This window comes from Enterobacter cloacae complex sp. P17RS (assembly GCF_014895885.1).
Classification (GTDB): Bacteria; Pseudomonadota; Gammaproteobacteria; order Enterobacterales; family Enterobacteriaceae; genus Enterobacter; species Enterobacter bugandensis.
Genome location: NZ_JADBQK010000016.1, coordinates 145294 through 161076, shown reverse-complemented (window position 1 = coordinate 161076; position 15783 = coordinate 145294). Strand labels below are relative to the sequence as shown.

The 15783-nt window shown below is 56.0% G+C and carries 15 protein-coding genes; 6 read left to right on the top strand and 9 right to left on the bottom strand.

What is annotated here, in order from left to right; translation table 11 throughout:
* Nucleotides 1-26: 26 nt before the first annotated feature.
* The 3 genes from IM265_RS13845 to pepA all read right to left on the bottom strand — a co-directional run bounded on the left by IM265_RS13845 (nucleotide 27) and on the right by pepA (nucleotide 4954).
* Nucleotides 27-2882 (bottom strand): valine--tRNA ligase, encoded by a 2856-nt coding sequence (locus IM265_RS13845; RefSeq protein ID WP_045630735.1) that lies wholly within the window; start codon nucleotides 2880-2882, stop codon nucleotides 27-29.
* Complete coding sequence (gene holC, locus IM265_RS13840; RefSeq protein WP_003861884.1) at nucleotides 2882-3325, bottom strand: DNA polymerase III subunit chi; 444 nt, start codon at nucleotides 3323-3325, stop codon at nucleotides 2882-2884. The genes IM265_RS13845 and holC overlap by 1 nt, the downstream gene beginning before the upstream one ends.
* 117 nt (nucleotides 3326-3442) lie before the next feature.
* The gene (pepA, locus tag IM265_RS13835) at nucleotides 3443-4954 is read right to left on the bottom strand and encodes a leucyl aminopeptidase (RefSeq protein WP_028014577.1); all 1512 of its coding nucleotides are present in this window, start codon (nucleotides 4952-4954) and stop codon (nucleotides 3443-3445) included.
* Nucleotides 4955-5097: 143 nt separating this feature from the next.
* Between pepA and IM265_RS22205 the strand changes: the two genes are divergently transcribed.
* From IM265_RS22205 to mtgA, 6 genes are all read left to right on the top strand, one after another.
* On the top strand, nucleotides 5098-5157 hold the full coding sequence (locus IM265_RS22205; protein ID WP_213743486.1) for a hypothetical protein: 60 nt from the start codon (nucleotides 5098-5100) through the stop codon (nucleotides 5155-5157).
* Nucleotides 5158-5220: 63 nt separating this feature from the next.
* Nucleotides 5221-6321: an LPS export ABC transporter permease LptF gene (gene lptF / locus IM265_RS13830; RefSeq protein ID WP_193031346.1), complete on the top strand. Its 1101-nt coding sequence runs from the start codon at nucleotides 5221-5223 to the stop codon at nucleotides 6319-6321.
* On the top strand, nucleotides 6321-7403 hold the full coding sequence (gene lptG / locus IM265_RS13825; protein ID WP_028014575.1) for an LPS export ABC transporter permease LptG: 1083 nt from the start codon (nucleotides 6321-6323) through the stop codon (nucleotides 7401-7403). Before lptF ends, lptG begins: the two co-directional genes overlap by 1 nt.
* Nucleotides 7404-7538: 135 nt before the next feature.
* Nucleotides 7539-9872: an aerobic respiration two-component sensor histidine kinase ArcB gene (gene arcB, locus IM265_RS13820; RefSeq protein WP_045260464.1), complete on the top strand. Its 2334-nt coding sequence runs from the start codon at nucleotides 7539-7541 to the stop codon at nucleotides 9870-9872.
* A gap of 232 nt (nucleotides 9873-10104) precedes the next feature.
* Nucleotides 10105-10758 carry an isoprenoid biosynthesis glyoxalase ElbB gene (gene elbB / locus IM265_RS13815; protein ID WP_136343829.1) on the top strand — a complete coding sequence of 218 codons (654 nt, stop codon included), beginning with the start codon at nucleotides 10105-10107 and terminating at the stop codon, nucleotides 10756-10758.
* The gene (mtgA, locus tag IM265_RS13810; protein ID WP_193031348.1) at nucleotides 10755-11480 is read left to right on the top strand and encodes a monofunctional biosynthetic peptidoglycan transglycosylase; all 726 of its coding nucleotides are present in this window, start codon (nucleotides 10755-10757) and stop codon (nucleotides 11478-11480) included. Before elbB ends, mtgA begins: the two co-directional genes overlap by 4 nt.
* Before the next feature lie 38 nt (nucleotides 11481-11518).
* Here mtgA and npr read toward each other — a convergent pair whose 3' ends face one another.
* The 6 genes from npr to lptB all read right to left on the bottom strand — a co-directional run bounded on the left by npr (nucleotide 11519) and on the right by lptB (nucleotide 15778).
* A complete protein-coding gene (gene npr, locus IM265_RS13805) occupies nucleotides 11519-11791 on the bottom strand; it encodes a PTS phosphocarrier protein NPr (protein ID WP_025756690.1) in 273 nt (90 codons plus the stop codon).
* Nucleotides 11788-12642: an RNase adapter RapZ gene (gene rapZ, locus IM265_RS13800; RefSeq protein WP_014885397.1), complete on the bottom strand. Its 855-nt coding sequence runs from the start codon at nucleotides 12640-12642 to the stop codon at nucleotides 11788-11790. Before rapZ ends, npr begins: the two co-directional genes overlap by 4 nt.
* A gap of 45 nt (nucleotides 12643-12687) precedes the next feature.
* Nucleotides 12688-13179 (bottom strand): PTS IIA-like nitrogen regulatory protein PtsN, encoded by a 492-nt coding sequence (gene ptsN / locus IM265_RS13795; protein WP_008501443.1) that lies wholly within the window; start codon nucleotides 13177-13179, stop codon nucleotides 12688-12690.
* Between the two features lie 82 nt (nucleotides 13180-13261).
* A complete protein-coding gene (hpf, locus tag IM265_RS13790) occupies nucleotides 13262-13549 on the bottom strand; it encodes a ribosome hibernation promoting factor (RefSeq protein WP_014171818.1) in 288 nt (95 codons plus the stop codon).
* A 22-nt stretch (nucleotides 13550-13571) separates the two neighbouring features.
* The gene (gene rpoN / locus IM265_RS13785) at nucleotides 13572-15005 is read right to left on the bottom strand and encodes an RNA polymerase factor sigma-54 (RefSeq protein WP_028014571.1); all 1434 of its coding nucleotides are present in this window, start codon (nucleotides 15003-15005) and stop codon (nucleotides 13572-13574) included.
* A 47-nt stretch (nucleotides 15006-15052) separates the two neighbouring features.
* The gene (gene lptB, locus IM265_RS13780; RefSeq protein ID WP_028014570.1) at nucleotides 15053-15778 is read right to left on the bottom strand and encodes an LPS export ABC transporter ATP-binding protein; all 726 of its coding nucleotides are present in this window, start codon (nucleotides 15776-15778) and stop codon (nucleotides 15053-15055) included.
* Nucleotides 15779-15783 lie beyond the last annotated feature (5 nt).

Genomic DNA, 15783 nt, shown 5'->3' with positions numbered 1-15783 from the left:
GCCCTGAAGCGTAAGGGGTAAAAGCATTACAGGGCCGCGATAACGGCCTGCTGCTCGATCAGTTTGGTCTTCGCATCGGCGAAGGCAACCAGACGCTCACGCTCTTTGGCGATGACCGCTTCCGGCGCGCGGGCAACAAAGCCTTCGTTCGCCAGCTTGCTTTCGATTTTGCCAATTTCCACGTCGACTTTCGCCACTTCTTTCGCCAGACGCGCCAGCTCTGCGTCTTTGTCGACCAGGCCCGCCATCGGGATCAGCAGCTCCGCACCGTCGATGATTTTAGTCACGGAAACCGGACCTTTGTCATCGGCAGGCAGCACGGTGATGCTTTCCAGACGCGCCATGGTTTTCAGGAAGGTGTTGTTCTCGGTGACGCGACGAACGGCAGCGTCGCTGCAGCCGCGCAGCAGCAGCTCCAGTGGTTTACCCGGGGCGATGTTCATTTCGGCACGGATGTTACGTACCGCAACGATCGCCTGCTTCAGCCACTCGGTATCCGCAGACGCGGCTTCATCAACCTTAGCCGCATCGAATTCCGGGAACGGCTGCAGCATGATGGTATCGGCGTTGATGCCCGCAATGACCTTCACGCGCTGCCAGATGGTCTCGGTGATGAATGGAATGACCGGATGCGCCAGGCGCAGCAGGCCTTCCAGGACGGTAATCAGCGTGTTGCGCGTGCCGCGCAGCTCTGCTTCAGAACCGCCGTTCATGACCGGCTTCGCCAGCTCCAGATACCAGTCACAGAACTGGTTCCAGGTGAATTCATACAGAATGCCCGCTGCGATATCGAAGCGGTAGCTGTCCAGCGCCTCGCGGAAGGCTTTCACCGTCTGGTTAAATTCCGCCAGGATCCAGCGGTCCGCCAGAGACAGGGTCATCTCGCCGCCGTTGAAGCCGCAATCCTGATCTTCGGTGTTCATCAGCACGAAGCGGCTGGCGTTCCACAGCTTGTTACAGAAGTTACGGTAACCTTCCAGACGCTTCATGTCCCAGTTGATGTCGCGACCGGTCGAGGCCAGCGCCGCCAGGGTGAAGCGCAGGGCGTCGGTACCGTGAGATTCGATCCCGTTCGGGAACTGCTTCTCGGTACGCTTGCGGATTTTCTCAGCCAGCTGCGGCTGCATCATGTTGCCGGTACGTTTTTCCAGCAGGTCTTCCAGGGAGATCCCGTCAACCATGTCCAGCGGGTCAATCACGTTACCCTTGGACTTGGACATCTTCTGCCCTTCGTCGTCGCGGATAAGGCCGGTCATGTAGACGGTATGGAACGGAACCTGCGGCTTGCCGTCTTCATCTTTGATGAAGTGCATGGTCATCATGATCATGCGGGCAATCCAGAAGAAGATGATGTCGAAGCCGGACACCATTACGCTGGTAGGGTGGAACTGACGCAGCGCGTCGGTGTTTTCCGGCCAGCCGAGGGTAGAGAAGGTCCACAGCGCGGAGGAGAACCAGGTATCCAGAACGTCTTCATCCTGGCGCAGGGCCACGTCAGCGCTCAGGTTATTTTCCTGACGCACTTCGTCTTCGCTACGGCCAACGTAGACGTTGCCTTCGTTGTCGTACCATGCCGGGATGCGGTGACCCCACCACAGCTGACGGGAGATACACCAGTCCTGAATGTCGCGCATCCAGGAGAAGTACATGTTTTCGTACTGCTTCGGCACGAATTGGATGCTGCCGTTCTCAACCGCTTCCACAGCCGGTTTCGCCAGCACGTCGGCACGGACGTACCACTGGTCGGTCAGCATTGGCTCAATAACCACGCCGCCACGGTCGCCGTACGGCACGGTCAGATCGTGAGGCTTAATCTCTTCCAGCAGGCCGAGGGCATCAACGGCGGCTACGATGGCTTTACGTGCAGCAAAGCGCTCAAGCTTCTGGAACTCCGCCGGGATCTCGCTGGAGTAAACGTCGGATTCGTTGCCTTTGGTGTCGTACACCTCTGCGCTTTCGCGGATATCGCCGTCGAAGGTCAGAATGTTGATCATCGGCAGGGCGTGACGACGACCCACTTCATAGTCGTTGAAGTCGTGCGCCGGGGTGATTTTCACGCAGCCGGTGCCTTTTTCCATGTCGGCGTGTTCGTCGCCCACAATCGGAATGCGGCGGTTCACCAGCGGCAGCACCACAAATTTGCCGATCAGATCTTTATAACGCGGATCTTCCGGGTTAACGGCCACGCCGGTATCGCCCAGCAGGGTTTCCGGACGGGTGGTCGCCACCACCAGGTAATCTTTACCGTCTGCGGTTTTTGCGCCGTCGGCCAGCGGATAGCGGATGTGCCACATGGAGCCTTTGGACTCGCGGTTTTCCACTTCCAGGTCAGAAATTGCGGTGCGCAGTTTCGGGTCCCAGTTTACCAGGCGTTTGCCGCGGTAAATCAGGTCTTCTTTGTACAGACGGACGAACACTTCTTTTACGGCGTTGGACAGGCCTTCGTCCATGGTGAAGCGTTCGCGCTCCCAGTCCACGGAGTTGCCGAGACGGCGCATCTGACGGGTAATGGTGCCGCCGGATTCTGCCTTCCACTGCCAGATTTTGTCGATGAACGCATCGCGACCGTAGTCGTGACGAGTTTTACCTTCTTCAGCGGCAATTTTACGCTCAACCACCATCTGGGTCGCGATACCCGCGTGGTCAGTCCCTGCCTGCCACAGGGTGTTTTTGCCCTGCATGCGCTGGTAGCGGATCATGGTGTCCATGATGGTCTGCTGGAAAGCATGCCCCATATGCAAACTGCCGGTGACGTTCGGCGGCGGGATCATGATGCAGAAGGACTCTTTGCTTTCGTCGCCGTTAGGCTTGAAATAGCCCTGCTGTTCCCAGTGCTCGTAAAGCGGCTGTTCGATATCGCGTGGGTTATATGTCTTTTCCATTATTTCCAGGTTGCCGTATTCAGGTTAAAACCGGCCAGGCGGTACGCTTTATAGCGTTCGCGCGCCAGTTGTTTCAAGGATTCTTCGTAAGGGACAAAGTCTACCACTTCTGTGAAAGCGGTGGCAAAATCTGCAAAGTCTGTCCGCAGGCTAATGAGAATATCGCGCGCGCTGCTGTTGCGCTTTTGCGGCCAGGCTATTTCGACCGGTGCCCCGCCGCGTGGACCTTCGCCCGACAGGTTATGCGGAACAAAACTTTCCGGCGGGCGCGCCCATAGCGCTTCATCCAGGCGAATCGCCTGCTGCTCATCTTCACAGGCAATCAGTACGCGTTTACCTGCGCGCCAACGTTCTGCGGCAATTTCACACACCAGCTGTTCAACGGCGCTGAGGCCATCCTGATGGGTGTCGTTGTCCAGAAGGTAGAACGTTGCATTCTTCATATATGGGGCTTCTTGTCGTGGATTTAAATGCAAAGCCGGGTGGCGCTTCGCTTACCCGGCCTACGGTTGAGTGGCGTGTAGGCCGGGTAAGGCGAAGCCGCCACCCGGCACATTACATCACTCGTCGCCGTTAAAACCCGCACGATTAAGCAGGAACTGCGACAGCAGGGCCACCGGACGTCCGGTAGCGCCTTTGGCTTTACCGGAGCGCCATGCGGTACCCGCGATGTCCAGGTGCGCCCAGTTATATTTACGGGTGAAGCGCGCCAGGAAGCAGCCTGCGGTAATTGCGCCGCCAGGACGACCGCCAATGTTAGCCATGTCCGCAAAGTTAGACTCCAGCTGTTCCTGATACTCGTCACCCAGCGGCAGACGCCATGCGCGGTCACCGGCCTGCTCGGACGCGCCGATAAGCTCGTGCGCCAGCGGGTTGTGGTTCGACATCAGGCCGGTGATGTGATGGCCCAGGGCAATCACGCAGGCACCGGTCAGGGTGGCCACGTCGATAACCGCTTCTGGTTCGAAGCGCTCAACGTAGGTCAACACGTCACAGAGTACCAGACGGCCTTCGGCGTCGGTATTCAGCACCTCAACGGTCTGGCCGGACATGGTGGTCAGGACGTCGCCCGGACGATACGCGCGACCGCCAGGCATGTTTTCGCAGCCTGCCAGCACGCCGATTACGTTGATGGGCAGCTGAAGCTCCGCAACCATGCGCATGACGCCGTAAACCGCCGCCGCGCCGCACATGTCGTACTTCATCTCGTCCATGCCTTCTGAAGGCTTGATGGAGATACCGCCGGAGTCAAAGGTCAGCCCTTTACCGACGAGCACGATCGGACGCGCGTCTTCAGACGGATTGCCTTTGTATTCGATGACCGACATCAGGGATTCGTTCTGCGAGCCGTTACCCACCGCCAGATAAGAGTGCATCCCCAGCTCTTTCATCTGCTGTTCGCCGATGACGCGGGTGATGACGTTTTTGCTGTAGGAGTCAGCCAGCTGGCGCGCCTGAGAGGCAAGGTAGGCGGCGTTACAGATGTTTGGCGGCATGTTGCCGAGATCTTTTGCCGCTTTGATACCGGCGGCAATCGCCAGACCATGCTGGATGGCGCGCTCGCCGCTGGTCAGTTCGCGACGGGTTGGCACGTTAAAGACCATTTTGCGCAGCGGGCGACGCGGCTCGCTTTTGTTGGTCTTAAGCTGATCGAAGCTGTAAAGGCTCTCTTTTGCCGTTTCGACGGCCTGACGCACTTTCCAGTAGGTGTTACGGCCTTTGACATGCAGCTCGGTCAGGAAGCAGACGGCTTCCATTGAACCGGTGTCATTCAGCGTATTAATGGTTTTCTGAATAACCTGCTTATACTGACGTTCATCCAGCTCGCGCTCTTTGCCGCAGCCAATCAGCAGAATACGCTCTGACAGGACGTTCGGAACATGGTGCAGTAACAGCGTCTGCCCAGGTTTGCCTTCCAGTTCGCCACGGCGCAGCAGGGCGCTGATATAGCCGTCACTGATTTTATCGAGTTGCTCGGCGATCGGGGAGAGTCGGCGCGGTTCAAAGACGCCCACAACGATGCAGGCACTCCGCTGTTTCTCCGGGCTACCGCTTTTTACACTGAACTCCATGCACTACGCTCCTGAATCTTAAAGACAACGGCGGCTGCTACGGATAGAATTGAAACCTTTCGTAACTCATGTCCGCTGTTGTGGTGACTTCGTGTTAATCTTACGTTACTACGGTTTCGACACGTCAGAAAAAGTCCTGAAGCGTGAATCCGCCGGATGTTTTAATCTTAGCGACGATTTCGACGACTCAAGAGAATAAATGACGTTTAAGCCATGAAACAAGCGATTTTCCAGCAAAGAGACGGGTTTTTACGGGCGTATTTAAAGTGATAATCATAAGATATCTGGTGCGGGAGACGCTCAAAAGCCAACTGGCGATCCTCTTCATCCTGCTGCTGATTTTTTTCTGTCAGAAGCTGGTGAAGATCCTCGGTGCGGCCGTTGACGGCGAAATTCCAACGAATCTGGTGCTTTCCCTGCTTGGGCTGGGGATCCCGGAAATGGCGCAGCTTATTCTGCCGCTGAGTCTATTCCTCGGCCTGCTGATGACCCTCGGTAAGCTGTACACCGAGAGTGAAATTACGGTGATGCATGCCTGCGGCCTGAGTAAAGCCGTACTGGTGAAAGCGGCGATGATACTGGCGCTGTTCACGGGCATTGTTGCGGCGGTGAATGTGATGTGGGCGGGCCCTATGTCTTCCCGTCATCAGGACGAAGTGCTGGCCGAGGCGAAAGCAAACCCCGGCATGGCGGCGCTCGCGCAGGGGCAGTTCCAGCAGGCGACTGACGGAAACTCCGTGCTGTTTATTGAGAGCGTTGACGGCAGTAAATTCAACGATGTATTTCTGGCGCAGCTGCGTCCTAAAGGGAACGCGCGTCCGTCTGTGGTGGTTGCCGATTCTGGCCAGCTTTCTCAGCGCAAAGACGGTTCTCAGGTCGTCACGCTGAATAAAGGCACCCGTTTCGAAGGCACCGCGATGCTGCGTGACTTCCGTATTACGGATTTCCAGAACTATCAGGCCATTATTGGTCATCAGGCGGTGGCGCTCGATCCGACGGATACCGAGCAAATGGATATGCGCACGCTGTGGAATACCGATACCGACAGAGCGCGGGCTGAGTTCCACTGGCGTATTACGCTCGTATTCACCGTGTTTATGATGGCACTGATTGTCGTGCCGCTGAGCGTGGTGAACCCGCGCCAGGGCCGCGTGCTCTCTATGCTGCCAGCGATGCTGCTTTACCTGATCTACTTCCTGCTGCAAACCTCGATTCGCTCTAACGGCGCGAAGGGTAAGCTGGATCCGATGGTCTGGACGTGGTTCGTTAACAGCCTGTACATCTTACTGGCGCTGGCATTAAACCTGTGGGATACGGTGCCTGTGCGCCGCATACGTGCCCGATTCTCGCGTAAAGGAGCCATCTAATGCAGGCGTTTGGCGTTCTTGATCGCTATATCGGTAAAACCATTTTCACCACCATCATGATGACGTTGTTCATGCTGGTGTCGCTCTCCGGCATTATCAAATTTGTCGATCAGCTGAAAAAAGCCGGGCAGGGCAGCTATGACGCGATGGGTGCGGGGATGTACACCCTGCTCAGCGTGCCAAAAGATGTGCAGATCTTCTTCCCGATGGCGGCCCTGCTGGGCGCGCTGCTGGGGCTGGGGATGCTGGCTCAGCGCAGCGAGCTGGTGGTGATGCAGGCCTCAGGCTTTACCCGTATGCAGGTTGCGCTGTCGGTAATGAAAACCGCAATCCCGCTGGTGCTGTTGACCATGGCGATTGGCGAGTGGGTGGCACCGCAGGGCGAGCAGATGGCGCGTAACTATCGTGCTCAGGCAATGTACGGTGGTTCACTGCTCTCGACTCAGCAAGGTTTATGGGCGAAAGACGGGAAAAACTTCGTCTACATCGAACGGGTAAAGGGTAATGATGAACTGGGCGGGGTTAGCATCTACGCGTTCAACGACCAGCGCCGTCTGGAGTCTGTCCGACACGCCTCTTCCGCGAAGTTTGACGCTGAACATAAGCAGTGGCGTTTGTCGCAGGTTGATGAATCTGACCTGACCGATCCAAAACAGATTACCGGGTCACAGACGGTGACCGGCACCTGGAAGACCAACCTCACGCCGGATAAGCTCGGGGTTGTTGCGCTGGATCCTGACGCGCTCTCTATCAGCGGCTTGCACAACTATGTGAAGTACCTGAAGTCGAGCGGGCAGGATGCCGGACGCTATCAGCTCAACATGTGGAGCAAAATCTTCCAGCCGATGTCCGTGGCGGTGATGATGCTGATGGCGCTGTCGTTTATCTTCGGCCCGCTGCGTAGCGTGCCGATGGGCGTGCGCGTCGTGACCGGTATTAGCTTCGGCTTTGTCTTCTATGTACTCGATCAGATCTTCGGTCCGCTGACGCTGGTTTATGGCATCCCGCCGATTATCGGTGCGCTGCTGCCGAGCGCCAGCTTCTTCCTGATCAGCCTCTGGCTGCTGCTGAAACGCTCCTGATTGACCTCTCCTCGCTTCCGGTGAACCGGAGGCGAGGCTAATCTCCTGTTTCACCCCGCACTTTTTCTCACAACCTTCAACGTCCCGCCTCGAATTTGAGTATTATTGAGCGATAAAGTCGTGAAGGGATCCTCTATGAAGCAAATTCGAATGCTAGCCCAGTACTACGTCGACCTGATGATGAAGCTTGGACTGGTGCGTTTCTCCATGCTGCTGGCGCTGGCGCTGGTCGTTCTGGCGATTGTCGTGCAGATGGCCGTTACGATGGTTCTGCATGGTCAGGTCGAGAGTATCGACGTTATCCGCTCTATCTTCTTCGGCCTGCTCATTACCCCCTGGGCGGTCTATTTCCTTTCCGTGGTGGTCGAACAGCTGGAGGAGTCCCGTCAGCGCTTATCAAAACTGGTCGATAAGCTGGAGGAGATGCGCGAGCGCGACCTGAAGCTCAACGTTCAGCTTAAAGACAACATTGCTCAGTTGAATCAGGAAATTTCAGATCGTGAGAAGGCGGAGGCAGAGCGTCAGGCCACGCTGGAACAGCTGAAAATCGAAATGAAAGAGCGCGAGGTGACGCAGATCCAGCTTGAGCAGCAATCCTCCTTCCTGCGTTCGTTCCTGGACGCTTCGCCGGATCTGGTATTCTACCGTAACGAAGATAAAGAATTTTCAGGCTGTAACCGGGCGATGGAGCTCCTGACCGGGAAAAGTGAGAAGCAGCTGATTCACCTCAAGCCGCAGGACGTTTACTCCGAAGAGGCGGCCGCCAAGGTCATGGAGACGGACGAAAAAGTGTTCCGCCATAACGTCTCGCTGACCTACGAACAGTGGCTGGATTACCCGGACGGGCGCAAAGCCTGCTTTGAGATCCGTAAGGTGCCGTACTATGACCGCGTCGGGAAGCGCCACGGCCTGATGGGCTTCGGCCGTGATATTACCGAGCGTAAGCGTTATCAGGATGCGCTGGAGCGCGCCAGCCGCGACAAGACCACCTTCATCTCCACCATCAGCCATGAGCTTCGTACGCCGCTTAATGGCATTGTGGGGCTGAGCCGCATTCTGCTGGATACCGACCTGACCGCAGAGCAGGAAAAATACCTCAAAACGATTCATGTCTCGGCGGTCACGCTGGGTAATATCTTCAACGATATTATTGACATGGATAAGATGGAGCGCCGAAAGGTTCAGCTTGATAATCAGCCGGTTGATTTCACCAGCTTCCTTGCCGATCTGGAAAACTTGTCTGGTCTGCAGGCCCAGCAGAAGGGGCTGAATTTTGTCATGGATCCCACCCTGCCGCTGCCGCATAAAGTGATTACCGACGGCACGCGCCTGCGTCAGATCCTGTGGAATCTCATCAGCAACGCGGTGAAATTTACCCAGAAGGGGCAGGTGGCGGTGCGTATTCGCTATGACGACGGGGACATGCTGCACTTCGAGGTGGAGGACTCCGGGATTGGTATTCCGCAGGAGGAGCAGGACAAGATTTTCGCGATGTACTACCAGGTGAAGGACAGCAACGGTGGAAAACCGGCCACTGGTACCGGAATCGGCCTGGCGGTGTCTAAGCGGCTGGCGAAGAGCATGGGGGGTGACATCACCGTTGCCAGCCAGGCGGGCAAAGGGTCAACCTTCACGCTGACGGTGCATGCGCCGGCGGTGGCGGAAGAGGTAGAGGATACCTTTGAAAACGACGATATGCCGCTGCCTGCGCTGCACGTCCTGCTGGTGGAGGATATTGAGCTTAACGTGATTGTAGCGCGCTCGGTGCTGGAAAAACTGGGCAACAGCGTGGATGTCGCGATGACCGGTAAAGCCGCGCTGGAGATGTTTACACCGGGTGAATATGACCTCGTTCTGCTGGATATTCAGTTGCCGGATATGACCGGGCTGGATATCTCGCGTGAACTGACGCGTCAGTACGCGGCTGATGAACTGCCGCCGCTGGTGGCGCTGACGGCGAACGTCCTGAAAGATAAAAAAGAGTACCTCGACGCCGGTATGGACGATGTACTCAGCAAGCCTCTGGCGGTGCCTGCTCTGACCGCCATGATCAAGAAGTTCTGGGATACCCACGATGAAGAGGAGAGCACGATGACGTCTGTTGATAGCGCAAAAGCCCAAACGATACTCGATACCGCGATGCTGGAGCAGTATATCGATCTGGTCGGCCCGAAACTGATTACCGACGGCCTGGCGGTGTTTGAAAAAATGATGCCGGGTTATCTGAGCGTGCTGGAGTCAAACCTGACGGCGCGTGACCAGAAGGGCATCGTGGAAGAAGGGCATAAAATCAAAGGCGCAGCCGGCTCGGTCGGGTTACGCCACCTGCAGCAGCTGGGTCAACAGATTCAGTCGCCTGATTTACCAGCCTGGGAAGATAACGTTGGTGATTGGGTTGAAGAGATGAAACAAGAGTGGCAGAACGATGTTGCGGTGCTTAAAGCCTGGGTGGATGCCAGAAAAAAATGACCCCGGCTAGACCGGGGTGCGCGAATACTGCGCCAACACCAGGGAAATCGTGGCTGCGCCTGTTTTTTAAAGTAATTTTCTAATGGGCGCCGCCGTAAAAATTTAGGCCGCACGCAGATAAGATAGCAAATCTTAAATGGTTTGTTACATGAATCAGTGAAATGTGTGAAGCATAGCGTTTTAATCAAAATTATTAATGTGCTTCAGCGAGTTGCAAAGAAGGATCGTCAAGATGAAAAAAATTGGTGTTGTCCTGAGCGGATGCGGTGTTTTTGATGGTTCAGAAATACATGAAGCCGTAATCACGCTGCTGGCCCTGACAAAACAGGGAGCAGAGGTTATCTGTTTTGCGCCCGACAAAAATCAGTCGGATGTGATTAACCATCTGACCGGCGAGCCGATGGCCGAAACGCGTAACGTGCTGATTGAAGCCGCGCGTATTGCCCGGGGAGAGATTCATCCGCTGGCGCAGGCAGATGCCGCTGAACTGGATGCGCTCATTGTGCCGGGCGGCTTCGGCGCCGCGAAAAATCTCAGCACCTTTGCTGCCGAAGGTGCCGCATGCACGGTGGACCCTGATCTAAAAGCGCTGACGCTGGCGATGCATGCCGCGGGCAAGCCGCTGGGCTTTATCTGTATTGCACCGGCCATGCTGCCAAATATTTTCGATTTTCCGTTACGGCTGACGATCGGAACCGATATTGATACCGCAGAGGTCGTCGAGGATATGGGGGGCGAACACGTTCCGTGCCCGGTCGATGACATTGTGGTGGATGAGGACAACAAAGTTGTCACCACGCCCGCGTATATGCTGGCGAAGAATATTGCGGAAGCCGCCGTGGGCATTGATAAGCTGGTCGCCCGGGTGCTGGTGCTGACGGAATGAGGCGTCAGTTTTCCGCAGGCGCGTGGGTGAAACGCCTTCTTTTACGCATCGTTCTCGTCCTGGCGGTGTTCTGGGGAGGCGGGCTGGCCGTGTTCAGCATTTTGCCGGTACCGTTTTCAGCGGTCATGGTTGAGCGCCAGCTTAGCGCGTGGTTCTCCGGTGATTTCGGCTATGTTGCCCATTCTGACTGGGTAAGCATGGATGAAATTTCTCCGTTCATGGGGCTGGCGGTTATCGCGGCGGAAGATCAAAAATTCCCGGAGCACTGGGGGTTCGATGTGGCCGCGATCGAAAAGGCGCTGGCCCATAACGAACGTCACGAAAATCGCGTGCGCGGTGCGTCAACGCTGTCGCAGCAGACGGCTAAAAACCTGTTCCTGTGGGATGGCCGAAGCTGGGTGCGAAAAGGGCTGGAAGCGGGCCTGACCCTGGGAATGGAAACGGTCTGGAGCAAAAAGCGTATTCTGACCGTTTACCTTAATATCGCCGAGTTCGGCGACGGGGTATTTGGTGTCGAGGCTGCATCACAACGCTATTTTAATAAACCTGCCAGCAGGCTGAGCATGTCGGAGGCGGCGCTGCTCGCGGCTGTTCTGCCTAATCCTGTCCGCTTCAAGGCCAGCGCCCCGTCAGGGTACGTGCGAAGCCGTCAGGCGTGGATCATGCGCCAGATGCGCCAGCTGGGTGGGGAAGGGTTTATGAAGAGAAATGCGTTAATGTAGGGCGGGTAAGCGCAGCGCCACCCGCCAGAATAGCAGGCCTAATCTTCGTCGAACCCGGCGTTAAACAGCGCAACTACCGCTGCCAGAGCTTCCTCTTCCTGAGGACCGGTGGCTTCAACCTCAATCTGACGCCCTTTGGCGGAGTCCAGCATCAGCAGCGCAATCACGCTGTTGGCTTCCGCTTCGGTGCCTTCGTCATTACGCAGCAGCACTTCTGCATCGAAACCCTGCATCAGCTCAAACAGCTTCATCGCCGGGCGTGCATGCATGCCCAGCTTATTGGTGATCTCAACGGTTTGTTTTACGGTCATGTTTTACGTTTTTCCAGCGTGCGATGACGGGACTGAACGTTCTTACCGCGCGAGCGGAAATAGTCGGCCAGCTGTTCGGCGATGTAGACCGAACGATGTTTACCGCCGGTACAGCCAATCGCCACTGTCAGGTAGCTACGATTGTTTGTCTCCAGCATAGGTAACCATAGCTCAAGGTAGCTTCGCGTCTGGTAGATAAAATTGTGAACTTCTGTGTGTCGGTCGAGGAACGCCGCCACGGGCTTATCCAGACCGGTCATTGGACGCAGTTTAGGATCCCAGTGCGGGTTCGGCAGGAAGCGCACGTCGAAAACATAGTCCGCATCAATCGGAATACCGTGCTTAAAGCCGAAGGATTCGAACACCATCGTCAGCTCGCGCTCGCGTTTGCCCAGCAGCCGGGTTCGCAGCATTTCCGCCAGCTCGTGAACGGACATCTCTGAGGTGTCGACAATCAGATCGGCACGAGAGCGCAGCGGCTCAAGTAGATCGCTCTCTTCGTCGATGGCGCTCTCCAGCGAGAGATTCTTGCTGGAAAGCGGATGCAGACGACGGGTGTCGCTGTAGCGGCGGATCAGGGTATTGCGGTCGGCATCAAGGAACAGCAGCTGAGGCGAGAACGCGTCAGGCAGGTTACTCATTGCCTGTTCGAAGATCTCTGGCGATTCCGGCATGTTACGAACGTCGATACTGACGGCGGCGGAGGTTTGTCTCTCCGCTAACGTGCGTGCCAGATCGGGCAATAACACGACCGGCAGGTTATCGACGCAGTAAAAACCCATGTCTTCCAGCGCGCGCAGAGCAACGGATTTCCCCGACCCTGAACGACCGCTGACAATCATCAGCACCATGTTCCGTTTCTCCTCAGGACAACAGATGTGAAGGCCATCACCTGGTTATGCGTCATCCTGATTGCCTTCTGCTTCAGTGATAATTTGATAAAGCTCTTCATCACTTTGGGCTGAGCGCAGTCGACGGCAGATGGTTTTATCCGCCAGACGTTTAGCAACCAGCGAAAGCGTATGCAGGTGGGTCTTGGTCTGGTCGGCAGGCACCAACAGCGCGAAGAGGAGATCGACGGGCTGGTTATCAATGGCGTCAAAAGCGATTGGTGTTTCCAACTGCACAAACACACCGACGGCACGCAGGGTGTCCTCTTCCAGCTTGCCGTGCGGGATCGCGATGCCGTTGCCGATACCGGTACTGCCCATCTTTTCACGGGTCAGAATGGCTTCGAACACCACCTGCGGCGGCAGGCCCAGCTGTTTTGCAGCCAATTCACTGATGATCTCCAGCGCACGTTTTTTGCTCTGGCAGTGAACGGCACTGCGGGTACATTCCTGGTTAAGGACATTGCTCAGTTGAAGAGCGGAATCGTTGTTCATCATAATTTCACCTAAGCGCTAACTGTACAAATGGCCCGTTGTGTTTCACAACAGGCCGTCCTGCACCCGTTAACTGCCCGGACAATTAGTGTTGTTTCAGTTTATCTTTATGTTTATTGAGCTGTCGCGCAAGCTTGTCAATCAAGCCGTCGATAGCCGCGTACATGTCTTGCCCTTCCGCACTGGCATGGAGTTCACCCCCGTTAACATGCAGGGTTGCATCCGAGATATGAGTCACTTTCTCCACTTTTAACACAACGTAGACCTGATTGATCCTTTCGAAATACTGCTCGAGTTTCGCGAACTTAGCGTTCACGAAGTCACGTAAAGCCTCAGTAATCTCGACGTTATGTCCTGTGATATTGAGCTGCATAGTGTCTTCCTTATCGGTTGTGTCAGACCAGCTGTTTACGCTGGTTAGACGGCGGAATGGATAAAGACTCTCGATACTTCGCAACAGTACGACGTGCCACCATAATACCCTGATCGGACAGCATGGTGGTCAACTTACTGTCACTTAGTGGCTTCGCGGGGTTCTCCGCGGCGATCAACTTCTTCACCAGGGCGCGAATCGCCGTTGAGGAGGCTTCGCCGCCACCCTCGGTGTTCACGTGGCTGGAGAAGAAATACTTAAGCTCAAAAATACCGCGCGGACTGTGCAGATACTTCTGCGTAGTAACGCGGGAAATAGTGGATTCATGCATCTCGACGGCCTGGGCGATATCCGCCAGCACCATCGGCTTCATATACTCTTCGCCCTGCTCAAAGAAGGCCTGCTGCTGTTCGACGATGCAGCGGCTCACGCGAAGCAGGGTATCATTCCGGCTCTCCAGGCTCTTGATCAACCATCGCGCTTCCTGAAGATTGCTGCGAATATATTGATTGTCGGAGTCGTTGCGCGCGCTGGTACACATGGAGGCGTACTGCTGGTTGATTTGCAGGCGAGGGATGCTGTCAGAGTTCAGTTCAACGACCCAGCGGTCATTGTGTTTTCTGACCAGCACGTCCGGGATAACGTACTCGGGTTCGCTGGTCTGGATCGACTGACCGGGACGCGGATCGAGGGACTGGATCAGATTTACCGCCTCTTTCAGCACCTCTTCCTTCAGGCGCGTCACGCGCATCAGGGTGCGGAAATCGTGGTTAGCCAGAAGATCCAGATGATCGCTGATGATTAAGCGTGCCTCGTCGAGCCACGGCGTCTCTTTGCTGAACTGAGAAAGCTGGATCAGCAGACAGTCACGCAGGTCCTTCGCGGCCACCCCGACCGGATCGAAGCGCTGAATGCGTTTCAGTACCGCTTCAATCTCCTCAATCTCAATCTCTTCATCGCCCATGCTTTCCAGAATGTCGTCCAGCGTGACGGTCAAATAACCGGTGTCATCAACGGCGTCGACAATCGACGTGGCAATAGCGCGGTCGGTATCGGAGAAGGGGGTAAGCTCTACCTGCCACATCAGGTAATCCTGCAGCGACTGGGTGGTTTCGCCCTGGTAGACCGGTAGCTCGTCGTCCTGGTAGTCTGCACGCGTGCCGGAAGGGGTCCCGGCGGTATAGATTTCATCCCAGCTGGCATCCAGCGGAAGCTCGTCCGGCATCTCTTTTTGTTCGAGTGCATCCGCGGTGTCGAGCGCTTCTGTGTCCTGTGACTGCTGGGTATCTACCTCGTCATGAAGATCGGCTTGCTCCAGCAGGGGATTGCTGTCCAGCGCCTGCTGGAGCTCCTGCTGGAGTTCTAAGGTGGACAGTTGCAACAGACGAATTGCCTGCTGTAACTGCGGCGTCATCGCCAGCTGTTGGCTGAGCCTTAATTGCAAACCTTGCTTCATGTTCAGAGCATTTTTCTCCGGTTCGGCGTTACGTTACCTCTACCCTATCAGAGTCTGAAGTCTTCCCCAAGATAGACGCGCTTAACATGATCGTCTTCGAGGATCTGCTGCGGCGTACCGTGAGCGATCAGATTGCCCTGGCTCACGATATACGCGCGTTCACATACCGCCAGCGTTTCACGAACGTTGTGGTCTGTGATCAGCACGCCAAGTCCGCTGTCACGCAGATGCTCGATAATGCGTTTAATGTCGATAACGGAGATCGGGTCAACGCCCGCAAACGGTTCATCCAGAAGGATAAACTTCGGATTGGCGGCCAGCGCGCGCGCAATCTCAACACGACGGCGTTCCCCCCCGGACAAGGCCTGGCCCAGGCTGTCGCGCAGGTGTTCGATATGAAACTCTTCCATCAGCTCGTTGGCACGATCCTGACGCTGTTCGTTGGTCAGGTCGTCGCGAATTTGCAGGACTGCCATCAGGTTATCAAAGACGCTCAGACGACGGAAAATAGAGGCTTCCTGCGGCAGATAGCCGATGCCACGGCGCGCGCGCGCGTGCAGCGGCAGCAGGCTGATATCTTCATCGTCAATAATAATGTTGCCGGCATCGCGCGGCACAATGCCCACCACCATGTAGAAGGTGGTGGTTTTACCCGCACCGTTCGGGCCAAGCAGGCCCACAATTTCGCCGGAGTTGACGGTCAGACTGACATCTTCTACGACACGGCGGCCCTTATAGGCCTTCGCGAGATTTTTTGCAGTTAATGTTGCCATAGCGA